The following is a 26,234-nucleotide window of genomic DNA, read 5'->3' as shown; positions in this document are numbered from 1 at the left end:
CATGTCGCTGGAGCGACAGCAGGAGCGTCCGATGCCCGACCAGCCGTTCGATCTCTATGGCTTCGCGCCCAGCGTCTATGTCCGCTCGGTGCGCCTGGCGCTCGAGGAGAAGGGGCTGCCCTACCGGCTGCACGAGGTCGATCCGTTCCAGGATGGCGGGCCGCCCGACTGGTACCGGGCGATGCAGCCGTTCGGGAAGATCCCGACCCTGCGCGACGGCGCGTTCGAGCTGTATGAGTGCGACGCCATCCTGCGCTACCTGGAGGCGGCCTATCCCGAGCATCCGCTGACGCCGTCCGATCCCCGCGGTGTCGGTCGGATGTCCCAGGCGATGCGGATCATGGATGCCTACGGTTACCCGGCCATGGTGTGGACGGTGTTCATCGTGCATTCGCGCGACCACGCGCAGGGCCGGCTGCCGATGGAGCAGGGACTGGCGCAGTCCCGGCTGGTGCTGGAGACGCTGGACCGGCTGATGCCCGAGGGCGCGGCCTTCCTCGCCGGCGACGCCGTCACCCTGGCCGACACCCATGCCATGCCGATGATGGTCTACTTCGCGGAGACCGGGCCGGGGCGGGAGCTGCTGGCCGGCATGCCGCGGATCGAGGCCTGGCTGGAGCGCATGCGGCAGCGGCCGTCGGCGGTTGCGACCCGCACGGTGCTGGAGACGGTGGACGATTGAGGGCGGGAAGACGGCGGCGCCCCGGGACTGAGCCGGGGCGCCGTCGCGATCGTCGTCAGAGGCAGACGGTTTCCAGCGGCGGGAAGCCGTTGAAGCCGACCGAGGAGTAGGTCGAGGTGTAGGCGCCGGTCGCCAGGATCAGCACGGTGTCGCCGGCCTCCAGCCCGAGCGGCAGGCGATAATTCGCCTTCTCGTACAGGATGTCGGCGCTGTCGCAGGAAGGGCCGGCCAGGATGACCGGGCCGTCGGCCCCGCCGTCGTGCTCGGTGGTGACCCGGTACTTGATCGCCTCGTCCATGGTCTCGGCCAGGCCGGAGAACTTGCCGATGTCGAGGAACACCCAGCGGGTATCCTCGCTGGCGTCCTTGCGGGACACCAGCACCACCTCGGAGCGGATCACCCCGGCGTCGCCGACCAGGCCGCGGCCGGGCTCGGCGATGGTCTCGATGGCGCGGTCGCCGAAATGCCGGACCAGGGCCGAGCGGATCGCCGCCCCATAGGCCTCGGCACCGGCGACGTTCTCGCGGTAGCGGGCCGGGAAGCCGCCGCCCAGGTTGATCAGGTCGAGGCTGATGCCGTGGCGGTCCATCTCGTCGAACAGCTCGGCGGTCTCGGCGAGCGCGATATCCCACTGCCCGAGGTCGATCTGCTGCGAGCCGACGTGGAACGACACGCCGCGCGGCTTCAGCCCCAGCTCGGCGGCGCGCAGGAGCACAGTGCGGGCCATCTCCAGGGTGCAGCCGAACTTGCGGGACAGCGGCCATTCGGCGCCGGTGCCCGAGGTCAGGATGCGGCAGAACACCGCCGCGCCGGGGGCGGCCCGGGCGACCTTCTCGACCTCGGCCTCGCAGTCGACGGCGAACATCGGCACGCCGACCTGGTGCGCGAAGGCGATGTCGCGTTCCTTCTTGATGGTGTTGCCGAAGGACAGCCGCTCGGCCGGGATGCCGCGCGACAGGCACAGTTCGATCTCGCCGCGGCTGGCCACGTCGAAATGGCTGCCCAGCGCCGCCAGGCGATCCACCAACTCGTCGGCCGGATTGGCCTTCACCGCGTAGTAGATCTGGGTGTCGGGCAGGGCCAGCGCCAGCGAGCGGTAGTTCCACTCGACGATCGACAGGTCGACCGCCAGCACCGGGTGCTCATGCGGGGTCTCGGCGAAGAAGCGCCGGATCGCCTCGGACGGCTCGCCCCGCGGCGGCACGGTGGCCGGCACGAGACTGAGGGCCGGCCGGGCGGCCGGGGTGGACGGAGCGATGTCGGAGTAGTGACGACGACGGGCCTCTAGGCCCGTTTCGGGTCGCAGCATCGTGGGTTCCCCCTTCGACAACCGGCCATCGAAGGCCGGGGTTGTGAAAAGAGACGCCTCGTCGTTGCGTAACCACTATGGGGCCAGCGGCACGTGCGCACGCGTCAGTCATCGATAGATATGCTCTATCCCCCCAGGGCGCAACGGCTTTTTCAGGTTTTTTTTATTTCGGCGAGTATCGAAACGAGCACGCCGGCCATGTGCCTGTCGAACGGCCGTTCCAGGGTTCCTGGACACCAGTGGCGGCGGAACGCGAACAGTGCGGAGCGGTTCGTCGGGTGCCCGGGATCGCGGCCTTCCGTGCGGTACCCGATCGCCGCGAGCGCCTCGACCCGGTCCTCGGGCGACAGGTCGGCCGTCGCCGGCTCCTCCGGCCACAGCCCGACTCCGGCGCGGGCCAGCCGGCGCCAGTCGAACAGGTGGCCGGGGTCGATCTTGCGGCCCGGCGAGACGTCCGAATGCCCGAGCACCCGATGCGGCGGGATCGGGTGGCGCGACAGGATCCCCTGGCACAGCGATTCGAGGGCAGCCATCTGCGATTCGGGAAATCCGCGGTAGCCGTGCGAATGGCCCGGGTTGGCGATCTCGATGCCGATCGAGCGGGAGTTGACGTCGCCGTCGCCGGCCCACCAGGCCACCCCGGCATGCCAGGCCCGCTCCGATTCGGGCACCAGCCGCCAGACCGTCCCGTCCTCGCCGACCACATAGTGGGCGCTGACCTGGGCTGCCGGGTCGCACAGCCGGTCGACCGCGTCGGCGGCCCGCGTCATGTCGGTATAATGCAGCAGCAGGACGTCGGCGGCGGCGCCGGCGCGGCGCGGGCCGTGGTTCGGCGAGGGACGCTCGACGATCCTCATGTCGCCGGCTCCGGCGGCTTCGGGCGGGGCGCCAGGATGACGACCGCCACGCCGGCGAGCGTGATCGCCGCGCCGAGCAGCTTCGCGGGGTCCGCCGGTTCGCCGAGCAGGACGATGCCGCACAGCACCCCGAAGGTCGGCGCCAGCAGCGACAGGGGCATCACCGTGGTCACCGGATAGCGCAGCAGCAGGCGATACCAGATCCCGTAGCCGAACACGGTGACGGCGACCGCCATGTAGACGACGGCGATCCAGCCCCAGATCCCGGCCTGCGGCACGGTCGCCCAGCGGTCGCCCTCGAACACCAGCGAGCCGACCAGCAACTGCGGGGCGGCCAGCAGGGCGATCCAGGCATTCAGGACCAGGGTGTCGATCGAGCCGAGCTTCTTGACCTGGATCGACGACACCGCCCAGACCAGCGAGGCCGCGATCACCATGGCGAGCGACAGCGGGTCGGACGTGCCGCTCGGCTGGCCGGCCAGCACCGCGATGCCGCCGAGCGCCAGGGCGATGCCGCCAGCCCGCCGCCAGCCGATCGCGTCCTTGAAGAACACGAAGGCGAGGATCGCCGCGAACGGCACCTGCGCCTGGACGGCGATCGCCGCCACCGACGAATCGATCCCGGCCAGGCCGGTGATCATCAGCGAGAAGTGCAGGAAGCCGAGGACGAAGGACAGCGCCAGGATCTGCCGGAACTGGCCACGCGGCCAGCGCAGCCAGCGTACCAGCAGCAGCGCCGTGAGGCCGTAGCGCAGGCTGATCATCAGCATCGGCGGGAGTTCGGCGACCCCCAGCTTGGCGATCGTGAAGTTGAGCCCCCAGGCCAGGTTGACCGCGACCGCCGCCAGCAGGTCGATCGGCCTCAAGAGACGCCCTCCAGTTCCTCGCGCAGGGCCTCCAGTTCGAGCCAGCGGTCCTCGGCCGCCGCCAATGCCTGCTGGGCGGCCGCCAGCTTGCCGGTGGTGGCCTCGAACCGCTTGGGATCGCGGCCGTACAGCTCCGGGTCGGCCAGCGCCGTCTCCAGGGCCGCGATGTCGGCCTCCAGGGCGGCGATCCGGCCGGGCAGCTGCTCGAGCTCGCGGGCGTCCTTGTAGCTGAGCTTGTTGGCCTTCGACTTCGGTCGCTCGGCGGCCTTGGCCGGGCGGCTCGGGCGAGCCCCGGGAAGCGGATCGTCGGCGCCGGTGCGCTTGCGCTCGGCGGCGTAGTCGCTGTAGCCGCCGACATATTCCCGGATCCCGCCGCCGCCCTCGACCGCCAGGATCGAGGTCACCGTGCGGTCCAGGAAATCCCGGTCGTGGCTGACCAGCACGATGGTGCCGTCGTAGTCGGCGAGTTCCTCCTGCAGCAGGTCCAGGGTCTCGACGTCGAGGTCGTTGGTCGGCTCGTCGAGCACCAGCAGGTTGTGCGGCTGGGCGAACAGCTTGGCCAGCAGCAGGCGGTTGCGCTCGCCGCCCGACAGGGTCGCGACCTTGGCGGTGGCCTGGCGGTCCTCGAACAGGAAGTCGCGCAGGTAGGACACCACGTGCCGCGGCTTGCCGCGCACCTCGACGGTGTCGCCGCCGCCGGGGCAGAGGGTCGACCACAGGGTGTCGTCGGGGTTCAGCTGGGCGCGCTTCTGGTCGAAATACACGGCCTCGACCCCGAATCCGGTCTTCACCCGGCCGGAATCCGGCTCCTCGCGGCCCAGCAGCATGCGCAGCAGGGTGGTCTTGCCGGCGCCGTTGCGGCCGATCACCCCGATCCGGTCGCCGCGGCGGACGGTGAACGAGATGCCGTCGGCGACCGTCTTCTCGATGCCGCGGTCGTCGGTGTAGACCTTCGAGAGGTTGATCGCCTCCAGGACCAGGCTGCCGCTGCGGGTGGCGTCGCCGGCGTCGAGCTTGAGTCCCTCCGGGCGCTTGATGCGCTCGGCCTTGTCGCGGCGCAGGCCGAGCAGCGAGCGCACCCGGCCCATATTGCGCTTGCGCCGGGCGGTAAGGCCCTCGCGCAGCCAGCGGGTCTCCTCGGCGATCTTGCGGTTCAGCTTGTGGGCCTGCGCCTCCTCGTCGGCCAGCACCCGGTCGGCCCAGTCGGGGAACTCGTCGATGCCGCCGTTGAGCCGGCGCAGCTCGCCGCGCTCCAGCCACAGGGTGCGGTTCACCAGCCGGCGCAGGAAGGCGCGGTCGTGGCTGATGATCAGCAGGCCGGCCTCGCTGCGCGCCAGCTCCTGCTCCAGCCACTCGATGGTGGGCAGGTCCAGATGGTTGGTCGGCTCGTCCAGCAGCAGGACGTCGGGCGCCGACACCAGGGCGCGGGCCAGTGCCGCCCGCCGCGCCTCGCCGCCCGACAGCGTGCCCATCGACCGTCCGCCGTCGAGTACCAGCCCGGCCAGGGCGGCCTCCACGAGATGGTCCTGCGGCACGCCTTCCGGGGCCGGCGGCAGGCCGCCGGCGACATAGTCGAAGACCAGCTGGCCGGCCGGCGGCCGCGGGTCCTGGGGCAGGTAGGCGATGCGGGCGCCGGGCTGCACGAAGCGCTCGCCGCCGTCGATCTCGATCTCGCCGGACAGCGCCTTCAGCAGCGTCGACTTGCCGGAGCCGTTGCGCCCGACCAGGCACCACCGCTCGCCCTTGGCGACCGGAAGGTCCACGCCGGTGAACAGCGGCCGGCCGCCGAAGCCGAGTTGTGCGCCGCGCAGCGCGACGGCCGGCGGGGTCGCCCTGTCGCTCAGTGAAGCCATTTCGTCAGACCAGTTGGTTCACACCAGGTTTCGGTGCTGCTTGATACGGTCCCAGGCGCCGTTGATCCGCGCCAGCTTGTCGGTCGCCGCCGCCACGGCCTCCTCGGGGAGGCCCTGGGCGATCAGGCGGTCGGGGTGATGCTCGCGCACCAGGCGTCGGTAGGCGTCGCGGATGGTCCTGTCGTCGGCGTCCGCTGCCACGCCGAGAATCGAGTAGGGGTCGTTGCCGGCGTCGCCGGAGAAGATGGCGCGCAGGCGTTCGAACGCAAGATCGTCGAAGCCGAAGATGGCGGCGACGTTGCGGAGATACTCGATTTCCTTCTCATGCACCACGCCGTCGGCGCGGGCGATGTGGAACAGCGAGCCGAGCAACTGCTCCAGCACCGGCGATCCGGGGTTGAACAGCCGCGCGATCTGGGTGGCATAGGCCTCGAAGCCGTCGCTGGTGCGCCGGGCCATGTCGAAGATCCGGCCGACGTTGCGGGTTTCCTCAGGCGGGATCTGGAAGACCTCGCGGAACGCCGCGATCTCGTCGCGCGTCACCACACCGTCGGCCTTGGCCATCTTGGCGCCGAGCGCGATCACCCCGATGGTGAACGCCACCTTGCGGGTGGCCGCGTCCTCGTCCTTGGGCTCGTCCGGTCCTGCAAAACGGTCGATGGCGTGGCCGCCGACCACGCCGAGCAATGCCCCGATCGGGCCGCCGAGCGCGAAGCCCGCCGCGCCGCCGATGATCTTTCCCCAGATACTCACGCTTGACCCGGTCCGTTCCGCAATCCCCTGGTCGGGGGCGGAGTCTGGCGTCCGAGCCGGCGAGGGTCAACGGCCGCCGTTAACCCTGGCGAAGTACTCCATGATCATGCGCTTCTTCACCTTGTCGATCATGAAGAACTGGGCGGCCAGCTTGTCGCCGGCGGTACGGATGACCACCGCCTCGGCCGAGAACTCGATCGGCCCGCGATCGCCTTGGACCTCGACCCGCAGCTTGAAGCGCTGGCCCTTCGCCAGCCGGCCGTCATGTCCGCTGAACAGCACGCCGGAAGCGCTCCAGTTCTCGAGCGGGTAGGTTCGGCTGTCGATGTGCACCGTGCCGAGCGCGGTGACGCGCGTCGCCACCCGGCGCTCGTCGCCGCCGCTCAATGCCGATTTGATCGCCGCCCACATGCCGACTCACCTTTGCCGAGAAAGTCCGTGCCGTAATACGTGGCACCATAGGGGCGGGCGCGTGAAGGAACGGTTAATGGCCGGAATCCAGGTGAACATCGCCGGCGGCACCTGTATGAGGGGTGCCGGCCGAACCGGGTATCGCGACAACGACCATGGCATCCGAAAGTAGCGTCACCCTGCCGGCGGCCTTCGCCGCCGCCGCCGAGCTGGCGTCCAAGGCCCCCGTGGACGCGGCGATCGCCGCATTCGAGGGAGTCGTCGCCCGCTGGCCGTCGGTTGCGGTCGCGCATGCCAATCTCGCGGTCCTGCTGCGGCGCGCCGGACGGATCGACGATGCCGTCCTGGCGTTCCGGACGGCGGCCAGGCTGGACCCCGGCGATCCCGAGCGCCACGCCGCGCTCGCCAACGCCTGCCACGGCGCCCGCCGCATGGAGGAGGCCGCGGTCGCCCTGCGGCGCCAGGCCGTGCTGCGCCCCGGCGACCCGGACGCGACCTACAATCTCGGCGTGATGCTGCCGCTGGTCGGCACCCGGGCGGATGGCGAGCGCTCGCTGCGCCGGGCGGCGGTGCTCGACCCGATGCGGCCCGGCACCTGGGACCGGCTGTGCCGGGCGAGCGTGCGCCTGGGATTCCCCGAGCGGGCGGTCGTCCTGGTCCGGCGCGCCCTGATGCTGGCGCCGGCACAGGTCGAGGCCGCGGCCGATCTGGCCTGGCTGACGAAGGCACCGGTCGAGTGCCGGCGCTGGCAATGCATCGACCCGGGCGACGACGAGGCGGCCCTGGCGCTCGCGGAGGCCCAGGTCGCGGTCGGCGACGCCGCCGGCGTGGCCCGCGCGCTGGCCGGCTTCGAGTCCCGGGCCGAGCCGCCGGAACGCGCGCTGCTGGTCGGCCGACGGGCCGGCCTTCCCTGGGCCCGAGCCGCGCGCAGCCGCTACGAGCAATGGCTCGCCGCCTACGAGGTCGACGATCCCGAGGCCCTTGCGGCGATCCGTGCCGGGTGGCCGGCGCCGCCGGTCATCACCGTGGTCGTTCCGGTCTGCGATCCGCCGCCGGGAATCCTCGAGGCGGCGATCGCGTCGGTCGAGCGGCAGTCCTATCCGCACTGGCGGCTGCGGATCGCCGACGATGCCTCCAACGACCCGGCGGTGCGCGCGGTTCTGGCGGCGGCTGCTGAACGCGACCCCCGGACCCTGGTGACCTGGCGGCCGGCGCGCGGTCACATCTCGGCAGCGACCAACTCCGCCCTGGCCACGGCCGAGGGCGAATGGGTGGCGTTCCTCGACCACGACGACATGCTGCATCCCCACGCGCTGCACCATGTCGCGGCGGCGATCGTCGCGGATCCGGCGGTCGACCTGGTGTTCAGCGACGAGGACAAGATCGACGAGACCGGCTCGCGCTTCGGACCGCATTTCAAGCCGGACTACGACCAGGACCGGGTGCTGGCGCAGAACTATGTCTGCCACCTCGCGGTCTACCGCCGGACCCTGGTCGACCGTGTCGGCGGGCTGCGGGTCGGCCTGGAGGGCAGCCAGGACCACGACCTGCTGCTGCGGGTCATGGAGAACAGCAGCGTCGAGCGGGTCCGGCACCTGCCGCGGGCGCTCTATCACTGGCGGGCGATCGCCGGGTCGACGGCCCTGACCATGGAGGCCAAGCCCTACGCCGTGGCCGCCACCCGGCGGGCGGTAGCCGAGCACCTGGCGCGCCGGCACCCCGATGTCCGGCTGGTCGAGACCGACCGCTGGTACCGGATCGTCCGGCCGCTGCCGGACCCGCCGCCGCTCGCCAGCATGATCGTCGCCACCCGCGACCGCCTCGAGCTGCTGCGCCGCTGCGTCGACGGGGTCCTGCATGCCACCGACTACCCGGTGTGCGAGGTGATCCTGCTGGACAACGGCAGCGAGCGGCCGGAGACCCTGGCCTGGCTTCGCGAGATCGCCGGCGACCCGCGGGTGCGGGTGCTGTCGCGGCCCGGGCCGTTCAACTTCTCGGCCCTGATGAACGACGGGGCGGCGGCGGCCCGCGGCGACGTGCTGGTTTTCCTGAACAACGACGTCGAGCCGTGCGATCCCGGCTGGCTCGACGAACTGGTGCGGCAGGCCTGCCGGCCGGAGGTCGGCGCGGTCGGCGCCAAGCTGCTGTACCCGGACCGCACCGTCCAGCATGGCGGCGTCGTGCTGGCCGGCGACTACGTCGCCCGGCACGTCGACGTCGGCCGGCCGGATGCCGACGACGGCTATCTCGGGCGCTCGGCCATCGTCCAGACCATGAGCGCGGTGACCGGCGCCTGCCTGGCGATCCGGCGGGACGTGTTCGAGGCGGTCGGCGGGTTCGACGCCGAACGCCTCACCGTCGACTACTCCGACATGGACCTGTGCCTGCGGGCCGGCGCCGCCGGCTACCGGACGCTGTGGACCCCGTTCGCCCGGCTGCTGCACCACGAATCGGCGACCCGCGGGCCGTACATGACGGCGGCGAAGCTGGCGCGCTGGGAGGCCGAGACCGCGGTCATGCGGGCGCGCTGGGGCGATCTGCTCGACCGCGATCCGTGGTACAACCCGAACCTGTCGATCGACCCGGAGGGCAAGGCCTACGACCTCGCCTTCCCGCCGCGGCCGGTCGCCGCCACCCAGCCGCCCCGGGAGCCAGACGCATGCGGCAAGCGCTGATCGTCATCGACATGCAGCAGGGCTCGTTCACGCAGGCGAGCCCGCGCCACGATACCGCCGGGCTGGTGCAGCGGCTGAACCGGCTGGCCGCCCGGGTCCGCGCCGCCGACGGCACCGTGGTGTTCGTCCAGCACGACGGGCCGGACGGCGATCCGCACCATCCGGATGCCCCCGGCTGGCACCTGCTGCCCGAACTGGAGGTGCGCGACGGCGACGTGGTGGTGCACAAGACCGCCTGCGACTCGTTCCTGGGGACTTCGCTCGACGAGGTGCTGGCGGCCCGCGGTGTCGAGCGCGTGATCGTCACCGGTTGCGCCACCGACTACTGCGTCGACACCACGGTGCGCAGTGCGCTGGCCCGCGGCATCCCGACCGTGGTTCCGGCCGACGGGCACACCACCGCCGACCGGCCCTACCTGTCGGCAGCGAAGATCATCGAGCATCACAACGCGGTCTGGGCCGACTTCATCGCCCCTGCCGGCCCGGCCATGGTCGTGCCGTGCGCCGAGGTACCGGTCGGCTAGCTCAGGCCGCCCGGCGGGCGACCCGGAGCGTCAGCGGAACAGGCCGGACAGGGTCGCGGGCCGTTGGTTCACCACCCCGAAATTCTCGCCGTCGAGGGCGGCCTGAAGCTGGGTCGAGAGCTGTTCGGCGGTCGACTGGGCGCCTTCGGCGTCGAGCCTGGTGTCGACGCCTTCGTCGGTCGCGGCGAGGTCGATCTGCTGGTCCTGCACCGCCGCGATCCGGTCGCCGACCCGTCCGGTGTCCTCGGTCAGCTGCCGCACCGCCGTATCGGTGACGGTCCGGGCCTCCTCGAACGCGCCGCCGAGCGCGGCCTGGGCGCTCTCCGCCGTATCCAGATTCAACTCCTGGAGATTCTCCAGGGCCGGGCGAAGGTTCTGGTCCCGGATCGTCTCGGTGGCGCCTTCGCGGTCGGCGACGACCTCGAGATCCTCGTCGCGCTGGTCGTCGATCAGGTTCACGCCGTTGAAGCTCGACTGCTCGATCGCCTCGAGCCCCTGGCGCGCCAACTGCTGGACCTCGCCGGCGAGGGTGGCGCGGCGCTCGGCCGACAGGCCCTCGTCGCTGAGCTCGCGCAGCCGCGAACCGATCTCGTCGAGCGTGCCGGACACCGACTGGGCTCCGGCCAGGGCGACCGTGGCGGTCGCCGAGGCGTCGCTGAGCCCCTGCCGGAGGTCGTCGAGCTGCTGCTGCTCGGCCTGCCGCGGGTCGGTGGTCGCGGAGTCGGAGATCCGGACGGTATCCTCCGGCGCGGGCCGATCCTGATCGGGCGCGGTCGGATTGATCCGGTTGATGGTATCCAGACCCCGGAGCGACGTGATGGTGTCCCGCAGAATCGAGACCGTGCCGCTTCCGGATCCAGACGAATCGATGGCCATGGTCCCCACCTTCGGCCTGTCGTCGTCAGTCGCCCGGTGGATTGTTCCGGGCCTTGGGCGCTGCGTTTTGCAGCCAGACTGAATATAGACGCCCGGGGCCGATCCGGCAATCCGGGCGGCCGTCGTGGCAATATGCCGGTCGCCCTCGACCCGGCGGCGGCGGCGGGGCATTCTGCGGCCTACCCGCTGTTGTCCACCCCATCACGACCGCCGAACCGGAGAACCTGACGATGAAGGTCGACGCCGTTCCCTCCAACGCCACCGCCCGCGACTCTTCGATCGCGGCCCTGCGGGCGCGCTTCGGCGACCGGATCTCGACCGGCGAGGCGATCCGCCGCCAGCACGGCACCGACGAGAGCTACCACCCGACGGTGGCGCCGGACGCGGTGTTCTTCGCCGAGAGCACCGAGGAGGTGTCGGAGGCCGTCAAGATCTGCGCCGCCAACAAGTGGCCGGTGATCCCGTTCGGGGTCGGCACCTCGCTGGAAGGCGGCGTCGCGGCCCTGCGCGGCGGCCTCTGCATCGACGTCTCGGGGATGAACGCGGTGCTGGAGGTCAATGCCGCCGATCTCGACGTGCGGGTGCAGGCCGGGGTGACCCGCAAGCAGCTGAACGAGCACCTGCGCGACACCGGGCTGTTCTTCCCGATCGATCCCGGCGCCGACGCCACCATCGGCGGCATGAGCGCGACCCGGGCCTCGGGCACCAACGCGGTGCGCTACGGCACCATGCGCGACAACGTGATGAGCCTGACGGTGGTGATGGCCGACGGCCGGATCGTGCGGACCGCCCGGCGCGCCAAGAAATCGGCGGCCGGCTACGACCTGACCCGGCTGTTCGTCGGCTCCGAGGGAACCCTCGGGGTGATCACCGAGGTTCAGCTCCGGGTCTACGGCATCCCCGAGGCGATGTCGGCGGCGGTCTGCCAGTTCCCGGATCTGGAGAGCGCGGTCAACACCTGCATCCTGACCATCCAGACCGGCGTACCGGTGGCTCGGGTGGAACTGCTGGACGACGCCCAGATGGGGGCCTGCATCGCCCACTCCAAGCTGGAGGGGCTGGAGCCGAAGCCGACCCTGTTCTTCGAGTTCCACGGCACCAGCGCCGGCGTGGTCGAGCAGGCCGAGACGGTCGAGGGCATCGCCCAGGAGATGGGCGGCACGGACTTCAAATGGGCGACCAAGCCGGAGGATCGCACCAAGCTGTGGGAGGCGCGGCACAACGCCTATTACGCGGCGCTGGCCCAGCGGCCGGGGTCCAAGGGCTGGCCGACCGACGTCTGCGTGCCGATCTCGCGGCTGGCCGAGTGCATCGTCGAGACCAAGAAGGACCTCGAGGAGACCGGGCTGTACGCGCCGCTGGTCGGCCATGTCGGTGACGGCAATTTCCACCTGGTCTATGTCATCGACCCGTCGAGCGAGGACGAGATGCGGCGTGCCAAGGAGCATGCCGACCGCATGGTGCTGCGAGCGCTGGCGATGGACGGGACCTGCACCGGCGAGCACGGCGTCGGCTACGGCAAGATCGACTTCCTGGCGGCCGAGCTGCCGGAGGCGATCCCGGTGATGCGGGCGGTCAAGCAGGCGCTCGACCCGGACAACATCATGAACCCGGGCAAGTTGTTCCGGATGAACTGACACCCCATCTGTAGCGTCATCGAATGACGCGGGTGGGTGGATGAGCGTTCTCGCCAAGCTGTCCATGGGACTGGCGGCCGTCGCCCTGGTCGGGCCGGTGCTGATCAAGAGTGCGGGGCATTCCTGGGCCGGGGTGCCGTGGCACCAGGCGTCGCGCGCGCCGAGCGGGCTGGCGCCGGATCCGGCGGACGAGCCGCGCGCCGTCGTCCAGGTCTATGCCGCCCAGACCTGGGGCTGGCGCGGTGTGGTGGCGGTGCACACCTGGATCGTCACCAAGCCGGCCGGCGGCGAGGCCTATACCCGCTGGGACGTGGTCGGCTGGGGCGGCGGCCGGGTGGTCCGGCGCAACTACGCCGCACCCGACGCCATGTGGTACGGGCAGCGCCCGCGCCTGCTGGCGGATCGGCGCGGCGACGCGGCGGCCGCGCTGATCCCCGGGATCGAGGCGGCGGTCGCGTCCTATCCGTTCCCGGAGCGCTACCGCAGCTATCCCGGGCCGAACAGCAACACCTTCACGGCCCATGTGGCGCGCTCCGTGCCGGCGCTCGGGCTCGACCTGCCGCCGACGGCGATCGGCAAGGACTATCGCGAGCTCGACGGCATCGTCGGCCGGGCGCCCAGCGGCGGCGGGGTCCAGCTGTCGCTGTTCGGGCTGGCCGGGCTGATCCTGTCGCCGGAGGAGGGCGTGGAGATCAACATCCTCGGCCTGTCGGTCGGGCTGGACGTGGCGAGTCCGGCATTGCGGCTGCCGGCTCTGGGGCGGATCGGCGTCGATCCCTGACCGCCGGCCTGACCGGAAGACGCCGGACTACGCCCCGGTCCCGGTGGTCGCCGAAACGGCGTCCGGATGGGTCTCGACGAAGTGCTTCAGGACCAGTTTGAGGGCGAGCGCGTGCCGGGTGTCGCCGCGCGCCCTGGCCGAGTCGATGTCGTCGAGAATCATCCGCCGGATCGCCGGGCAGCCCGCGGAATCGTGCACTAGGTAGTTGCCGAGTTCGGCGGCGACGATGGCCGGCAGATGTTCATGCTCGGCGATCGCCGCGATCTCGTCCTCGGTGAGGTCGGTCAGGGCGATGCAGTCCTCGAAGGTGAGCACGGTCGCCTCCCTGGGTGTCTCGTTGTCATCGAACTGTCATCCTGACGCAGCGTCGGAGTGCCGGCGTTGACGTGGGTCAAGACCGCCTGGCCGGAGGCCGCTTGTCGGCGAGGACGGCCGCCGCTACGGTCGGCGTCCTTCCGCCGCGCCCGCCGGCCAATCCCGACAGGTTTCCGATGCGCCACAAGATTCTGTTGATCGACCCGCTGTATCATCCGGGCGGCGAGGCGCATCTGCGCGAGCATGCCGATGTCGAGCTGCTGCTGAGTCCCGACCGGGCGGCGGTGCTGGCGGCGGCGCGGGGTGCCCACGGCATCTGCGGACGTTATCCGAACAAGGTCGACGCCGAGGTGATCGCCGCGGCCGAGGATCTGCTGGTGATCTGCTCGTCCGGCCGCGGTACCGACGCCATCGACATCTCGGCGGCGACAGAGCGCGGTGTCGCGGTCGTGAACAACCCGGGTTTCGGCAAGGTGCCGGTGTCCGAGCATGCGCTGTTCATGATGATGAGCCTGTCGCGCCACGGCCTCGAGCACGACGCCATGACCCGGTCCGGCAGCGGCTGGAGCGACCGGCTCGGCGCCGGCAACACCATCCGCGACCTGGAGGGCTCGACCCTCGGCATCGTCGGGCTCGGCCAGATCGGCCGCGAGATGGCGCGCAAGTGCCAGGGCGCGTTCTCGATGGCCGTGCTGGCCTACGACCCCTATGTCGACCGGGCGACCATGGACGAGCTGGGGGTCGAGAAGGTCGAGCGGCTGGAGGACCTGCTGGGGCGCGCCGACTACGTCTCGGTGCATGCCGAGCTGAACGACGGTAGCCATCACCTGTTCGACGACGCGGCGTTCGCGGCCATGCAGCCGCATGCCTGCCTGATCAACACCGCCCGCGGCAGGATCGTCAGCCAGGACGCCCTGCATAGGGCGCTGCGCGACCGTCGCATCCGGGCCGCCGCCCTCGACGTGTTCGAGGTCGAGCCGGTCGGCCCGGACAACCCGCTGTGCGCGCTCGACAACATCCTGCTGTCGCCGCATGTCGGCGGCCTGACCGCGGGCTTCATGAAGGAGAGTGCGGCGACCGTGGCCCGCACCATGCTGGGCGTGTTCCGCGGCGAGCGGCCCGAGAACATCCGCAACCCCGAGGCCTGGGAGCGCACCAAGCAGCGCGCCATGCGGATCCTCGCCGAGGGGTAGGGGCGCGGGGACAGCCTGCCGGCGGTGTCTGCTCTCCGGGCGTCGGTGCGTGCGGGCCTGCAGACCGGACTGCGCGTCGGCCGGTCGAGCTGCAGGCTGAGGTCGACGACCCGGTCGTCAGCATAGGCCGGCCATGTGCACGGCCGGTTCCCGGGATCCCGGGGACCGAGCCTGCGGCGCCCGGAATGTCCGGGGGTGCACTCCGTTTCGCCGCCGCCAAGTAAAGCAATTTCCCGACAGACTGCGACGGGTCCGTGCTCCTGCTGCCGGCGGTCCGGCGCGGGGCGACTCCGGCTGCCGGAACAGCTGGCGTGGACGCTTTTCAGTATGCGGGGCAGGCCGCGTCAGTCACCGGAAACATTGCTTGTGCGCAAAGTTTTGACGGGACAATTCAAAAATGCAAAATTTGAATAATCCACTCTGGGAAAGAATTGCGAATGAGACTGGGAGGAGTCATCTCCCGGGATCATGTTGACTTAAGGAGGCATCATGACTGGCAAGAACAACCAAGAACTCATGAATAATATGGAAAAGGCGGCCCGGGAGGGCAGGCTGCCGCGTCGGGAATTCATCAAGTACTCAGTGGCAGCGGGACTTGCCGCGTCGACGGCGTCCGGGCTCTGGGTCGACAAGGCGCTGGCTGCCCCCAAGAAAGGCGGCACGTTCCGATGGGGAATCCATGACGGAAATACATCGGATACGCATGATCCGGGGACCTACGTCACGCGTCAGATGATTTTCCTGGCGCACCAGTACCGAAGCTATCTGACGATGATCAACCCCGACAATTCGCTCGGTCCGGATCTCGCGACCGAGTGGAAGGCGACCCCGGACGCCGCCGAGTGGACGTTCTCGTTGAACAAGAATGCGTCCTTCCACAGCGGGAAGCCCGTGACGGCGGCAGACGTGGTGGCGTCGATGAACCATCACCGGGGCGACAGCACGACCTCTGCCGCCAAGTCGCTGCTGACCGATGTCACCGACATCGTGGCCGACGGCGACCACACGGTCACGTTCAAGCTCGGCCGCGGCAATGCCGACCTGCCGTGGCTGATGACCGACTACCACCTCGCGATCTGCCCGGCCAACGCCGACGGCACGATCAACTGGCAGTCGGGCGACGGTTGCGGCCCCTACAAGATCGACGACGGCGAGTTCGGCGTCAGCTGGTCGCTGAGCCGCCACGACGGCTGGCACGGCGAGGGCGCCTGGTTCGACAAGGTGACGATGATCATCCTGAACGACCCGAACGCGCGCCAGACGGCGCTGGTCACCGGCGATGTCGACTGCATCTCCCTGGTCGAGCTCAAGACCCTGGCGCTTCTGCAGCGTTCGCCGAACATCAAGGTGGACAACGTCCCGTCCGGCGCGGCGATCACCATGCCGATGTTCTGCGACACCGCGCCGTTCGACAACGTCGACGTCCGCAACGCGCTGAAGCTGTCGATCAATCGCCAGGAGATCATCGACAAGATCGCGTTCGGGGCCGCGACCATGGGCAACGACTTCCATATCGCGCCCGTGCAGCCGTACTTCCCGGCCGAGATCCCGCAGCGCGAGTACGACCCGGACAAGGCGAAGTCGCTGCTGAAGAAGGCCGGCGCCGAGGGGCTCTCGGTGAGCATCCACACCGCCGACAGCGTGTTCTCCGGCGCCGTGGACATGTGCGTCCTGTACTCCGAGCACGCCAAGGCGGCCGGGATCGACCTCAAGGTCGTGCGCGAGCCGAACGACGGCTACTACTCGGACGTCTGGCTGAAGAAGCCGTTCACGGCGGTGTCCTGGGGCGCCCGCCCGACGCCGGACGTGATGTTCACGCTGGCCTACAAGGAAGACGCGGCGTGGAACGAGAGCCGCTGGAAGAACCCGCGGTTCAACGAACTGCTGCTGCAGGCCAAGTCCGAGCTCGACGACGCCAAGCGGGCCGAGATGTACCACGAGATGAGCCTGCTGATGCGCGACGACGGCGGGACGATCATTCCGTTCTTCAACAACTTCGTCTTCGCACGGGGCAAGAACGTGATGCACGGCCCGGATCTCGCCGCCAGCTGGGCATGCGACGGCGCCCGCGCGCCGAGCCGCTGGTGGTTCGCCTGAGGCTGGACCTCGACCGCGCCGCTCCCTGAGGGCGGCGCGGTCACCCGGGCCCCGGCGACCGCGTAGGCATCCGCCGACCAGGGCCCGCCACGATCGACAAGAACGCCGCCCGGGGGGCGGAATAACCGGAGGGATATCGTGGGCGACGTTGCGACCATCATCCTCAAACGGCTCGGGCTGGGGGTCCTCACGCTCCTCGTGATCTCGGTCCTGATCTTCAGCGCCGTCGAGTTGCTGCCCGGCGACGTCGCCGAGGCGGTGCTCGGGCAGGGCGCGACCGCCGAGAACGTGGCGGCGATGCGCGAGAAGCTCGGTCTCGATCAGCCGGCGCCGGTGCGCTATCTGGACTGGCTCGCCGGGGCGGTCACCGGCGACTTCGGCACCTCCCTGACCTCCGACGAACGCGTCAGCGAGAAGATCGGGCCGCGGCTGCTCAACACCCTGTTCCTGGCCAGCTACGCCGCGGTGATCGCGGTGCCGCTGGCGATCGTGCTCGGCGTCATGGTGGCGCTGCTGCGCAACACCCTGTTCGACCGGGTCGCGAACGTGCTGACCCTGACCTCGATCTCGTCGCCGGAATTCTTCCTCGGCTACATCCTGATTCTGTACCTGGCCGTCAAGGCGCCGCTGTTCCCGGCGATCGCCAGCCTGTCCCAGGGTATGAGTTTTCCGGACCTGCTGCACCGGACCTTCCTGCCGGCGCTCACCATGGTTCTGGTCGTGACCGCACACATGATGCGGATGACGCGGGCCGCGATCATCAACCTGCTGGCCTCGCCCTACATCGAGATGGCGCGCCTCAAGGGCGCACCCGCCTGGAAGGTCATCGTGCGGCACGCCCTGCCGAACGCCTGGGCGCCGATCATCAACGTGGTCGCGCTGAACCTGGCCTACCTCATTACCGGCGTCGTCCTCGTCGAGGTGGTGTTCGTCTATCCCGGCATCGGCCAGTTGCTGGTCGATGCGGTCAGCAAGCGGGACTTCCCGGTAGTCCAGGCGGTCTGCCTGATCTTCGCGGCGACCTTCATCCTGCTCAACCTCGCGGCGGACATCGGGGCGATCCTGACGAACCCGCGCCTGCGGCATCCGAAGTGAGGGCGCGGACATGAATTACTTCGTCATCGGCTACTACGCGCTCCTGATCGGCACCTCCTGCGCCGCCGCCTACTACGGCCGCCGCGGGGCGTTCATGACCCTGTTCTCGCTGACCCTGATCTCGTTCGTGGTCGGTATCGTCGGCGGCGAGTCGGCGCTGTGGACCATTACGCTGTGCGCCGGCGCTCTCGCGCTGTCGGCGGGGACCGCCTACGCCTTCCGGGAGTTCCTGGTGAACATCACCAGCAAGGAGTTGGCGAAGACGCTGCGAACGGCGCCGCTGACTGCGTCCTTCGGCATGTTCGTGATCTTCACCTACGCCGTGATGGGGATCTTCGCGCCGATGATCGCGCCCCACGGCGAAGCCGAGGTGATCGCCTCGGCCTTCGCGCCGGCCGACGAGAACATGCTGCTCGGGGCCGACCAGCTCGGTCGCGACATGCTGAGCCGGATCGTCTACGGCGCCCGGAACACGGTCGGTCTCGCGCTGGCCGCGACCCTGCTGGCGTTCTTCATGGGGGCCTTCGCAGGCCTGTTCGCCGCCACCAAGGGCGGCAACCTCGATCAGGCCCTGGGCCGGGTCGCGGACGTGATCATGTCGATCCCGTCCCTGATCTTCGCGCTGCTCCTGCTCTCGATCTTCGGTACCAACCTGATCGTTCTCGTGATCATCGTCGCGATCATCTACGCGCCGCGGGTCTTCCGCCTGACCCGGGCGGTCGCCGGCAACGTCGTCGTGATGGACTACATCGAGGCGGCGCGGCTCCGGGGCGAGGGCGACCTGTACCTGATCCGCAAAGAAATCCTGCCGAATTCCACGGCACCGCTGATCGCCGAGTTCGGGCTCGAGTTCTGCTTCGTGTTCCTGCTGATCGCCGGCCTGTCCTTCCTCGGCCTCGGCATCCAGCCGCCGACCGCCGACTGGGGGTCGATGGTGCGGGAGAACGCGACGCTGATCTCGTTCGGCGAGATGACACCACTGATCCCCGCCGGGGCGATCGCGCTGCTGACCGTCGCGGTGAACTTCGTCGTGGACTGGATGCTGTGGCGTTCGGCCGGCATCAAGGAGTGACGACATGGCAGAGAAACCCGAAAAGAGCATCCTGCTCGACATCAAGGACCTCCGCATCGAGGGCTATTCCGACGAGAAGTGGATCGAGATCGTCCACGGCGTCAGCCTCACGCTCCGTCGCGGCGAGGTGCTGGGCCTGATCGGCGAGTCGGGGGCTGGCAAGTCGACCATCGGCCTCGCCGCCATGGGCTATGCCCGCGGCGGCTGCCGGATCTCCGGCGGCTCGGTGGAGTTCGACGGGATGGAGCTGACGACGTCGACCGAGGCCGAGCTCCGGGTCCTCCGGGGCTCGCGGATCGCCTATGTCGCGCAGTCGGCGGCCGCCTCCTTCAACCCGGCGCACAGGCTGATCGAACAGCATGTCGAGGCGCCGCTGCACTACCGGATGCGGAAGCGGACCGAGGCCCAGGAAGACGCCATGGAGCTGTACGAGCGGCTCCGCCTGCCCAACCCGCAGGAGATCGGCTTCCGTTATCCGCACCAGGTCTCGGGCGGGCAGCTGCAGCGGGCGATGACCGCGATGGCGATGGCCTGCCGGCCCGACCTGATCATCTTCGACGAGCCGACCACCGCGCTGGACGTCACCACCCAGATCGAGGTGCTGGCGGCGATCCGCGACATCGTCGACCAGTTCGACACCGCCGCGATCTACATCACCCACGACCTCGCTGTGGTCGCCCAGATGGCGGACAAGATCAAGGTCCTGCTGAAGGGCGACGAGGTCGAGGAGTCCTCGACCATCGAGATGCTCGACAACCCGAAGGAGGACTACACCCGGAGCCTGTGGGCGGTCCGCAGCTTCAAGCGGGACCAGAAGCCGCGGCCGGGCGGCGACGCCGTGCCGGTGGTGTCGGTGCAGGACATCGACGCCTCCTACGGGACCGTCAAGGTGCTGGAGGACGTCTCGTTCGACGTCCATGCCGGCATGACCGTGGCGGTGGTGGGCGAGTCGGGCTCGGGCAAGTCGACGACGGCGCGCTGCATCACCGGGCTGCTGCCCCCGACCAAGGGCAGGATCCTGTTCAAGGGCGAGGAGCTGCCGGCCAGCTACCGCGACCGCAGCAAGGATCAGCTCCGCCAGGCGCAGATGATCTATCAGATGGCCGACACGGCCCTGAACCCGAAGGTCAAGATCCACGAGATCATCGGCCGGCCGGCGCAGTTCTACCAAGGGCTGTCGGGAGCGGCGCTCAAGCTACGGGTCGACGAGTTGCTCGACCTCATCGAGCTGGAGCCCTCGCAGTACTACAACCGCTACCCGCCGGAGCTCTCGGGCGGGCAGAAGCAGCGGATCGGCATCGCCCGGGCGCTGGCGGCCGACCCGACCTTCATCATCTGCGACGAGGTGACATCGGCCCTCGACCAGCTGGTCGCCGAAGGGATCCTGAAGCTGCTGGACAAGCTGCAGCGCGACCTCAACCTCGCCTACATGTTCATCACCCACGACCTGGCGACGGTCCGTGCGATCGCCGACGAGGTGGTGGTGATGCGGCGCGGGAAGGTGGTCGAGCAGGGGCCGAAGAACGAGATGTTCACGCCGCCGCACCATCCCTACACCGACCTGCTGCTGTCCTCGGTCCCGGAGATGGACCCGAACTGGCTGTCGACGGTGCTGGAGGAGCGGGGGGTCGACAATATCGGCGACGCCGCCAACGTCTGACGCCGTCGTACAGAACGCCCCTACACCGTCGCCCCCGGAGCGTCGTACTGTGCCCGCCGACCTGTTCGGCAAGCGAGGCGAGGAGCGGCGATGAAGGCGCGTATCAAGTGGGTTGAGGACCGGACCTTCGTCGGCGAGTCCGGTACCGGGCACAAGATCGTCCTGGGAACCCGGGCGACGCCGGACGGGCCGACCCCGGGGCCGAGCCCGATGGAACTGGTGCTGATCGGCACCGGCGGCTGCACCGCGTTCGACGTGGTGCAGATCCTGGAGAAGGGCCGCGAGGCGGTCGAGGACTGCATCGTCGAGATGGAGGCCGAGCGGGCCGAGACCGAGCCGAAGGTGTTCACCCGCATCCACATGCATTTCATCGTGAAGGGCCGCAACCTGGCGCCGGCCAAGGTCGAGCGCGCCATCCAGCTGTCGGCCGACAAGTACTGCTCGGCCTCGGCGATGCTGGCGAAGACCGCCGAGATCACCCACGACTTCGAGGTCGTCGACACCGCCGGCGGGTGACGGTGTCCGGCGGTGCGTCAGTCGACAGCCGCGCCGTCGACCGAGACCACCCGGCAGGTGTCGCCCTTTGCCTGGCAGGCATCGAGTGCGGCGGCGACCGCCGCGCCCCGGCTTTCGTGCCGGCTGGCCCAGCCGAACCGCGACTTCGGCCCGAGCGCGAAGGCCTTGTGCCCGGCCGAGCCGAGATAGCGCAGCCAGCGTCCGTGCCATTTCTTCGAAAGCCCGGCCGGGGCGGCGATCCGGCGGACCGCGGCGTCGCCGGGGTCGGCGCTCCAGGTCGGCGCCCCGACGGCTTCCAGGAAGGCGTCGATCCGCGGCCGCCACAACGCCCGGCCGCCCAGGTCGAGCAGCTCGTGGCCGTCCGCGGCATACCAGAGCGGGCCGACCATCTCGAGCCGGACCGGCGCGCCGTTGGCGCTGTACGCCTCGAAGTTGCGGTGCACCAGGTCCGGCCAGAAATATCGGTCGGCGGTCGAGTACAGCCACAGCACCGGAACCGTGGCGTCGCGGCCGAACAGGTCGAAGGCGCCGGTCAGCCCCTCTGCGTCACAGTTGGTGAAGTCCTTGGTCGACCCGCGGCCGCCGGCGAAGCTGATCGCCGCGATCAGGCCGCGCGGCGCCGTGCCGGCGAGCGCGCTGACCGCGAAGCCGCCGGCCGACTGGCCGACCGCGACCACGGTGTTCCGGTCGACCGCCGGATCCGCGGATGCGGCGGCGATGACGGCGAGATAGTCGGACGCCGCCACATGCCCGGCCCGGGCGTAGCCGTCGGCGGTGCAGTCCTCGGCCCTCTCGGCATAGTCGCCCGTCGACCCGGCGTAGCCGCGCCGGGCGAACACGATCGCCTTGTAGCCCCGGCGGGCGAAGTCCTCGGCGATCGGCAGGTAGCCGCGCAGCCTGATCCCGCCTCGCTTGGCGGCGTCGCGCGGGCTGCCATGCGAGATCACCGCGAGCGGGAACGGGCCGGGGCCGGGCGGCGTCACGGTCAGGGTCTGCAGGGACTGCGCGGCGCCGTCGATGGTGACCGCGAGCATGCCGGCCTCGACCGTCAGGGCGTCGACGGGGATCGGCGCGATCCGCGGGCTCTCGTGCGGCGACGCCGTGAAGCTCCGGTCGACCCGCTGCCCGTCCTTCGCGGCAGCCGCCGGCGGCAGCGCCGAGACGGCGGACAGGACGGCAGCAACGATCAGTAGATATCGGATTCGGATCACGCGACGGCCCCTCCCCCCGGAGACGGCGCTCGTGCTTGACCGGCGCCGGGCCGGTCAGCCGGCCTCGACCCGGTAGCCGACCTCCAGCGCCGCGTCGGTCAGCCAGTCCCACAGATACTTCGCAAAGGACGGCCGGACCAGGATTTCGAAGCTTGGGGGATCGTCGGTCGTCTGCCGCAGGATGGCGTTGGTCAGGGCCAGGTTGCCCTGCGCCACCCGGCCGGGGCCGAAGACGCCGGGATGCAGGTCGACCGCCCATCCCTTGGCCAGCACCCAGCGGGCCTTCGGGCCGGCGATCCGGACGGTCGTGTAGTTGTCGGTGACGTCGGTGGCCGAGGCCTGCATGCCGGCCAGCGCCGCGTTCAGGGCGGTCGCCACGGCTGTCTCCTCGCCGGCCGGCATGAGGACCAGCCACTCGTCGGGGCCGAGCCACAGGACGGCGCGGTCGCCGGCGGTCGCGACGGTGCCGGGGGTCGCCGGCGGTGCGAGGCCGACGGCTTTCGCGACCGCCTCGGAGAACGCCTTGTCGTCGGCCGTGCCGCGCAGGTTGATCTTGCCCTGGAAGCGCAGCTCGCCCAGCACCACGCCGGCGTCGGACGGGCCGCCGACCGGGCCGGTGTAGCCGTCCAGCGGGCTGCGCGGGGTCGGGGTGGCGGCCTCAGCCATCGCGGCGGCTCCCTTCCGGATCGAAGAACACCATGCTGTCGGCCACCGTCACCGTCACCGTGCGTCCCTGCAGCGGTACCTGCAGGGTCTGGCCCTTGCGGCCGTGCCCGCCCCTGATCAGGGCCATAGCGATCGAGCGGCCGACGCTGGGGCTGTAGTAGGACGAGGTGACATGGCCGAGCATCGCCATCGGCGGCTTCGGCTTCAGCACCTCGACCACCTGGGCGCCCTCCGGCAGCACTTCCTCGGGGTCCTGGGTCAGCAGGCCGACAAGCTGCTTGCGGTCGGCCTTCGTCAGGTCCGGCCGGGCCATGCCGCGCTTGCCGATGAAGTCCGGCTTCTGCTTGGACACGATCCAGTCCATGCCGAGGTCGATCGGGCTGACCGAGCCGTCGGTGTCCTGGCCGACGATGATGAAACCCTTCTCGGCGCGCAGCACATGCATCGCCTCGGTGCCGTAGGGCGTGATGCCGAGGTCGGCGCCGGCCGCCATCAGCGCCTCCCAGAGCGCCAGGCCGTAGCGGGTCGGCACGTTGATCTCGTAGCTGAGCTCGCCGGTGAACGAGATCCGGAACACCCGGGCCGGGATGCCGGCGACCGTGCCTTCCTGCATCGCCATGAACGGGAAGGCGTCGTTCGCGAGGTCGATGTCGGTGCAGAGGCGACCCAGCAGCTCGCGGCTCTTCGGGCCGCAGATCGAGGCGACCGCCCATTGCTCGGTGACCGAGGTCAGCCGCACGTCCATGTCCGGCCACTCGGTCTGGAGATACTCCTCCAGCCAGCCCAGCACCCGGGCGGCACCGCCGGTGGTGGTGGTCATGTGGAAGTGGTCGTCGGCGAGGCGGGTGGTCACGCCGTCGTCCATGACCATGCCGTCTTCCTTGAGCATCAGGCCGTAGCGGCAGCGTCCCACGCCGAGCTTCATCCAGGCGTTGGTGTAGACCCGGTTCAGGAACTCGGCGGCGTCGGTGCCGCGGATGTCGATCTTGCCGAGGGTCGAGGCGTCCAGCACGCCGACCCCCTCGCGGGCTGCCGTGACCTCGCGGTCGACGGCCTGGCGGAAGCTCTCGCCGTCCTTCGGGTAGTAGTAGGCCCGCATCCAGTCGGCGACGTGCTCGAACCTGGCGCCGTTGGCCCGATGCCACGGGTCCATGGCAGTGGTGCGGACCGGGGCGAACAGCCGGCCGACGTCGCGGCCGCCATAGGCGCCGATGGTGGTTGGCGTGTAGGGCGCCCGGAACGTCGTGGTGCCGACCGCCGGCACGTCGACCCCCAGGGTCTGGCCGACGATGGCGAGCGCGTTGACGTTCGAGGTCTTGCCCTGGTCGGTGCCCATGCCGGTGGTGGTGTAGCGCTTGACGTGCTCGATCGAGCGGTAGCCCTCGCGGGTCGCCAGCATCACGTCGGCGGCGGTGACGTCGTTCTGGAAGTCGACGAAGTGCTTGCCCTTGCGGCCGACCGGGGCGGTCGACGGCAGGATCCACAGCACCCGGTTGCCGCCGCCCTGCCCCGGTTCCTCGACCGTCGGGGCGGCCGGCTGGCGCACCGTGAGGCCGAGGCCGCGGACCTGCTCGACCGCCGCCCTGATGCCGTCCCTGATGGCCTGGCCGACGCTCCCGGTGCCGGCGCAGCCGCCGACGGAAACCTCGGCCTCGTGGCTGGTGCCGGGCAGGAAGATCGCCCGCTCGGGGTCCCAGCGCAGCTTGCCGCGCGACTGCGAGAACAGGTGGACCGTCGGGTTGAAGCCGCCGGCCATGGCGATGCAGTCGCACTCGATCGTGCGCACGGTCCCGGCGAGACCGGAGCCGTCGCGCGTCATCTCGGCGATCTCGGCGGCCTCGACCCGGCGGCCGCCATGGGCGCCGGCGACGCTGTGACCGGCGAACACCTCGATGCCGTGCTGCCCGGCCTCGGCGACCAGATGCGCCGGCGGCTCGGACCGCAGGTCGACGATGCCGGCGACCCGGGCGCGGCGGTCGGCCAGGGCCAGGGCAGTCCGGTAGCCGTCGTCGTTGCCAGTGACGACCAGCGGCCGGTCGCCGGCCAGCACGCCGTAGCGCACCGCATAGCCGCGCACGGCGCTCGACAGCATGACCCCGGGCCGGTCGTTGTCGCGGAACACCAGCGGCCGCTCGATCGCGCCGGTCGCCAGGATCACGCGCCTGGCCCGCACCTTCCACAGCCGCTGGCGCGGCACCGTCGGCAGGCCGACGCCCAGGTGGTCGGTCACCCGCTCGGCCACCGTCAGGTAGTTGTGGTCGTAGTAGCCGTTGACGGTCGACCGCCGCAGCAGCGTGACGTCCGGCATCGACTCCAGCTCGGCCACCACCTCGGCGATCCAGTCGGACGCCGGGCTGCCGCCGATCGTCACGTCGTCGTCGCCCAGCAGCGAGCCGCCGAACTCGGCCTGCTCGTCGACCAGGACGACGCGCGCACCGCTGCGCCCGGCCGCCAGCGCCGCTGCCAGCCCGGCCGGCCCGCCGCCGGCCACCAGCACGTCGCAATGGGCGTGCATGCGCTCGTAGCGGTCGGGGTCCGGTCCCTCCGGCGCCCTGCCCAGGCCGGCGGCGTGGCGGATGACCTCCTCGTAGGTGCTCCACAGCGAGGCCGGCCACATGAAGGTCTTGTAGTAGAAGCCGGCCGGGAACAGCCGGTGGAACGCCGAGTTCACCGCGCCGACGTCGAAGCGCAGGCTCGGCCAGCGGTTCTGGCTGTGGGCGTCGAGCCCGTCGAACAGCTCGACCTGGGTGGCCCGCAGGTTCGGCTCGGTGCGGTTGCCGCGGCCGAGCTGGATCAGCGCGTTCGGCTCCTCCGAGCCGAGCCCGAGGATGCCGCGCGGGCGGTGGTACTTGAAGCTGCGGCCGACCAGGTGGACGCCGTTGGCCAGCAGCGCCGAGGCCAGGGTGTCGCCGGCATAGCCGTGCAGGGTCCGGCCGTCGAAGCGGAACGCCAGCGGCCGGCGCCGGTCGATCCGGCCGCCCTCGGCCAGGCGGTTGGGCTGCCGGCTCATCGGTCGGTCTCCCGTTGAAAGCCCGTCGCGCCGTGGGTTCCGGCTCGACCGCGCCGGGACGGCGCGTCCGTCCGGAATGACGACGGGGGGAGGAGGTGATGCAGCGCGCGGCACCAACTGTTTCCGTCATTCCGGACGCGCGGAGCGCGATCCGGAACCCACCCGCCGCCCCGGC

The 26,234-nt window shown here is 70.3% G+C and carries 22 protein-coding genes; 11 read left to right on the top strand and 11 right to left on the bottom strand.

Annotation, left to right across the window (positions count from 1 at the left end; translation table 11 throughout):
- Positions 1-31: 31 nt before the first annotated feature.
- Positions 32-682, top strand: a complete 651-nt coding sequence (locus RIC31_RS20850) for a glutathione S-transferase family protein (protein ID WP_350112262.1) — start codon at positions 32-34, stop codon at positions 680-682.
- A 55-nt stretch (positions 683-737) separates the two neighbouring features.
- Here the strand turns inward: RIC31_RS20850 and RIC31_RS20845 are convergent, their stop codons facing one another.
- From RIC31_RS20845 to RIC31_RS20820, 6 genes are all read right to left on the bottom strand, one after another.
- The gene (locus tag RIC31_RS20845) at positions 738-1,991 is read right to left on the bottom strand and encodes a type III PLP-dependent enzyme (RefSeq protein WP_350112260.1); all 1,254 of its coding nucleotides are present in this window, start codon (positions 1,989-1,991) and stop codon (positions 738-740) included.
- Between the two features lie 152 nt (positions 1,992-2,143).
- On the bottom strand, positions 2,144-2,848 hold the full coding sequence (locus RIC31_RS20840; RefSeq protein ID WP_350112257.1) for an N-acetylmuramoyl-L-alanine amidase: 705 nt from the start codon (positions 2,846-2,848) through the stop codon (positions 2,144-2,146).
- On the bottom strand, positions 2,845-3,714 hold the full coding sequence (locus RIC31_RS20835) for a DMT family transporter (protein WP_350112254.1): 870 nt from the start codon (positions 3,712-3,714) through the stop codon (positions 2,845-2,847). The genes RIC31_RS20840 and RIC31_RS20835 overlap by 4 nt, the downstream gene beginning before the upstream one ends.
- The gene (locus RIC31_RS20830) at positions 3,711-5,567 is read right to left on the bottom strand and encodes an ATP-binding cassette domain-containing protein (RefSeq protein WP_350112251.1); all 1,857 of its coding nucleotides are present in this window, start codon (positions 5,565-5,567) and stop codon (positions 3,711-3,713) included. Before RIC31_RS20830 ends, RIC31_RS20835 begins: the two co-directional genes overlap by 4 nt.
- Positions 5,568-5,585: 18 nt before the next feature.
- Entirely contained in the window at positions 5,586-6,320 is a 735-nt protein-coding gene (locus RIC31_RS20825; RefSeq protein ID WP_350112248.1) for a TerB family tellurite resistance protein, read from the bottom strand.
- Between the two features lie 66 nt (positions 6,321-6,386).
- A complete protein-coding gene (locus tag RIC31_RS20820; RefSeq protein WP_350112244.1) occupies positions 6,387-6,731 on the bottom strand; it encodes a PilZ domain-containing protein in 345 nt (114 codons plus the stop codon).
- A gap of 155 nt (positions 6,732-6,886) precedes the next feature.
- Between RIC31_RS20820 and RIC31_RS20815 the strand changes: the two genes are divergently transcribed.
- Both RIC31_RS20815 and RIC31_RS20810 read left to right on the top strand, forming a co-directional pair.
- A complete protein-coding gene (locus tag RIC31_RS20815) occupies positions 6,887-9,406 on the top strand; it encodes a glycosyltransferase (RefSeq protein ID WP_350112240.1) in 2,520 nt (839 codons plus the stop codon).
- Positions 9,391-9,930: a cysteine hydrolase family protein gene (locus tag RIC31_RS20810; protein ID WP_350112237.1), complete on the top strand. Its 540-nt coding sequence runs from the start codon at positions 9,391-9,393 to the stop codon at positions 9,928-9,930. The genes RIC31_RS20815 and RIC31_RS20810 overlap by 16 nt, the downstream gene beginning before the upstream one ends.
- Positions 9,931-9,960: 30 nt before the next feature.
- On the opposite strand, the gene RIC31_RS20805 is transcribed toward RIC31_RS20810, so the two are convergent.
- Entirely contained in the window at positions 9,961-10,806 is an 846-nt protein-coding gene (locus tag RIC31_RS20805; protein WP_350112234.1) for a flagellin family protein, read from the bottom strand.
- Between the two features lie 230 nt (positions 10,807-11,036).
- On the opposite strand from RIC31_RS20805, the gene RIC31_RS20800 reads away from it, so the two are divergent.
- Both RIC31_RS20800 and RIC31_RS20795 read left to right on the top strand, forming a co-directional pair.
- Positions 11,037-12,443, top strand: coding sequence for an FAD-binding oxidoreductase (locus RIC31_RS20800; RefSeq protein ID WP_350112231.1), 1,407 nt, complete (start codon positions 11,037-11,039; stop codon positions 12,441-12,443).
- A gap of 40 nt (positions 12,444-12,483) precedes the next feature.
- Positions 12,484-13,224: a DUF3750 domain-containing protein gene (locus RIC31_RS20795; RefSeq protein ID WP_350112228.1), complete on the top strand. Its 741-nt coding sequence runs from the start codon at positions 12,484-12,486 to the stop codon at positions 13,222-13,224.
- A 27-nt stretch (positions 13,225-13,251) separates the two neighbouring features.
- Here RIC31_RS20795 and RIC31_RS20790 read toward each other — a convergent pair whose 3' ends face one another.
- Positions 13,252-13,539 (bottom strand): hypothetical protein, encoded by a 288-nt coding sequence (locus RIC31_RS20790; protein ID WP_350112225.1) that lies wholly within the window; start codon positions 13,537-13,539, stop codon positions 13,252-13,254.
- A 176-nt stretch (positions 13,540-13,715) separates the two neighbouring features.
- On the opposite strand from RIC31_RS20790, the gene RIC31_RS20785 reads away from it, so the two are divergent.
- The 6 genes from RIC31_RS20785 (at position 13,716) to RIC31_RS20760 (ending at position 21,172) form a co-directional block, all read left to right on the top strand.
- The gene (locus tag RIC31_RS20785; RefSeq protein ID WP_350112222.1) at positions 13,716-14,732 is read left to right on the top strand and encodes a hydroxyacid dehydrogenase; all 1,017 of its coding nucleotides are present in this window, start codon (positions 13,716-13,718) and stop codon (positions 14,730-14,732) included.
- 732 nt (positions 14,733-15,464) lie between these two features.
- Positions 15,465-16,829, top strand: coding sequence for an ABC transporter substrate-binding protein (locus RIC31_RS20780; RefSeq protein WP_350112219.1), 1,365 nt, complete (start codon positions 15,465-15,467; stop codon positions 16,827-16,829).
- A gap of 138 nt (positions 16,830-16,967) precedes the next feature.
- Positions 16,968-17,924, top strand: coding sequence for an ABC transporter permease (locus RIC31_RS20775; protein ID WP_350112216.1), 957 nt, complete (start codon positions 16,968-16,970; stop codon positions 17,922-17,924).
- A gap of 10 nt (positions 17,925-17,934) precedes the next feature.
- Entirely contained in the window at positions 17,935-18,996 is a 1,062-nt protein-coding gene (locus RIC31_RS20770; RefSeq protein WP_350112213.1) for an ABC transporter permease, read from the top strand.
- A 4-nt stretch (positions 18,997-19,000) separates the two neighbouring features.
- Positions 19,001-20,656, top strand: a complete 1,656-nt coding sequence (locus RIC31_RS20765) for an ABC transporter ATP-binding protein (protein WP_350112210.1) — start codon at positions 19,001-19,003, stop codon at positions 20,654-20,656.
- Positions 20,657-20,746: 90 nt separating this feature from the next.
- Positions 20,747-21,172, top strand: coding sequence for an OsmC family protein (locus RIC31_RS20760; RefSeq protein ID WP_350112207.1), 426 nt, complete (start codon positions 20,747-20,749; stop codon positions 21,170-21,172).
- Between the two features lie 17 nt (positions 21,173-21,189).
- Here RIC31_RS20760 and RIC31_RS20755 read toward each other — a convergent pair whose 3' ends face one another.
- The 3 genes from RIC31_RS20755 to RIC31_RS20745 are packed head-to-tail and all read right to left on the bottom strand — an operon-like array spanning position 21,190 to position 26,059.
- Positions 21,190-22,383, bottom strand: coding sequence for an alpha/beta hydrolase family protein (locus RIC31_RS20755; protein ID WP_350112204.1), 1,194 nt, complete (start codon positions 22,381-22,383; stop codon positions 21,190-21,192).
- A 54-nt stretch (positions 22,384-22,437) separates the two neighbouring features.
- Entirely contained in the window at positions 22,438-23,049 is a 612-nt protein-coding gene (locus RIC31_RS20750) for a sarcosine oxidase subunit gamma (RefSeq protein WP_350112202.1), read from the bottom strand.
- Positions 23,042-26,059 carry a sarcosine oxidase subunit alpha family protein gene (locus RIC31_RS20745; protein ID WP_350112199.1) on the bottom strand — a complete coding sequence of 1,006 codons (3,018 nt, stop codon included), beginning with the start codon at positions 26,057-26,059 and terminating at the stop codon, positions 23,042-23,044. The genes RIC31_RS20750 and RIC31_RS20745 overlap by 8 nt, the downstream gene beginning before the upstream one ends.
- Positions 26,060-26,234: the final 175 nt, after the last annotated feature.

The organism is Thalassobaculum sp. (assembly GCF_040219615.1).
GTDB lineage: Bacteria > Pseudomonadota > Alphaproteobacteria > Thalassobaculales > Thalassobaculaceae > Thalassobaculum_A.
The sequence above is the reverse complement of the archived record's forward strand: the minus strand, read 5'-3'. Positions and strand labels throughout refer to the sequence as shown.

Excerpts from the sequence above, each read along its gene's own strand:
- RIC31_RS20750 (WP_350112202.1), bottom strand. The coding sequence starts at position 23,049 with ATGGCTGAGGCCGCCACCCCGACCCCGCGCAGCCCGCTGGACGGCTAC.
- RIC31_RS20745 (WP_350112199.1), bottom strand. The coding sequence starts at position 26,059 with ATGAGCCGGCAGCCCAACCGCCTGGCCGAGGGCGGCCGGATCGACCGG.
- RIC31_RS20800 (WP_350112231.1), top strand. The coding sequence starts at position 11,037 with ATGAAGGTCGACGCCGTTCCCTCCAACGCCACCGCCCGCGACTCTTCG.
- RIC31_RS20780 (WP_350112219.1), top strand. The coding sequence starts at position 15,465 with ATGATTTTCCTGGCGCACCAGTACCGAAGCTATCTGACGATGATCAAC.
- RIC31_RS20765 (WP_350112210.1), top strand. The coding sequence starts at position 19,001 with ATGGCAGAGAAACCCGAAAAGAGCATCCTGCTCGACATCAAGGACCTC.
- RIC31_RS20815 (WP_350112240.1), top strand. The coding sequence starts at position 6,887 with ATGGCATCCGAAAGTAGCGTCACCCTGCCGGCGGCCTTCGCCGCCGCC.
- RIC31_RS20785 (WP_350112222.1), top strand. The coding sequence starts at position 13,716 with ATGCGCCACAAGATTCTGTTGATCGACCCGCTGTATCATCCGGGCGGC.
- RIC31_RS20805 (WP_350112234.1), bottom strand. The coding sequence starts at position 10,806 with ATGGCCATCGATTCGTCTGGATCCGGAAGCGGCACGGTCTCGATTCTG.
- RIC31_RS20850 (WP_350112262.1), top strand. The coding sequence starts at position 32 with ATGCCCGACCAGCCGTTCGATCTCTATGGCTTCGCGCCCAGCGTCTAT.
- RIC31_RS20840 (WP_350112257.1), bottom strand. The coding sequence starts at position 2,848 with ATGAGGATCGTCGAGCGTCCCTCGCCGAACCACGGCCCGCGCCGCGCC.
- RIC31_RS20820 (WP_350112244.1), bottom strand. The coding sequence starts at position 6,731 with ATGTGGGCGGCGATCAAATCGGCATTGAGCGGCGGCGACGAGCGCCGG.
- RIC31_RS20760 (WP_350112207.1), top strand. The coding sequence starts at position 20,747 with ATGAAGGCGCGTATCAAGTGGGTTGAGGACCGGACCTTCGTCGGCGAG.
- RIC31_RS20830 (WP_350112251.1), bottom strand. The coding sequence starts at position 5,567 with ATGGCTTCACTGAGCGACAGGGCGACCCCGCCGGCCGTCGCGCTGCGC.
- RIC31_RS20795 (WP_350112228.1), top strand. The coding sequence starts at position 12,484 with ATGAGCGTTCTCGCCAAGCTGTCCATGGGACTGGCGGCCGTCGCCCTG.
- RIC31_RS20770 (WP_350112213.1), top strand. The coding sequence starts at position 17,935 with ATGAATTACTTCGTCATCGGCTACTACGCGCTCCTGATCGGCACCTCC.
- RIC31_RS20845 (WP_350112260.1), bottom strand. The coding sequence starts at position 1,991 with ATGCTGCGACCCGAAACGGGCCTAGAGGCCCGTCGTCGTCACTACTCC.
- RIC31_RS20810 (WP_350112237.1), top strand. The coding sequence starts at position 9,391 with ATGCGGCAAGCGCTGATCGTCATCGACATGCAGCAGGGCTCGTTCACG.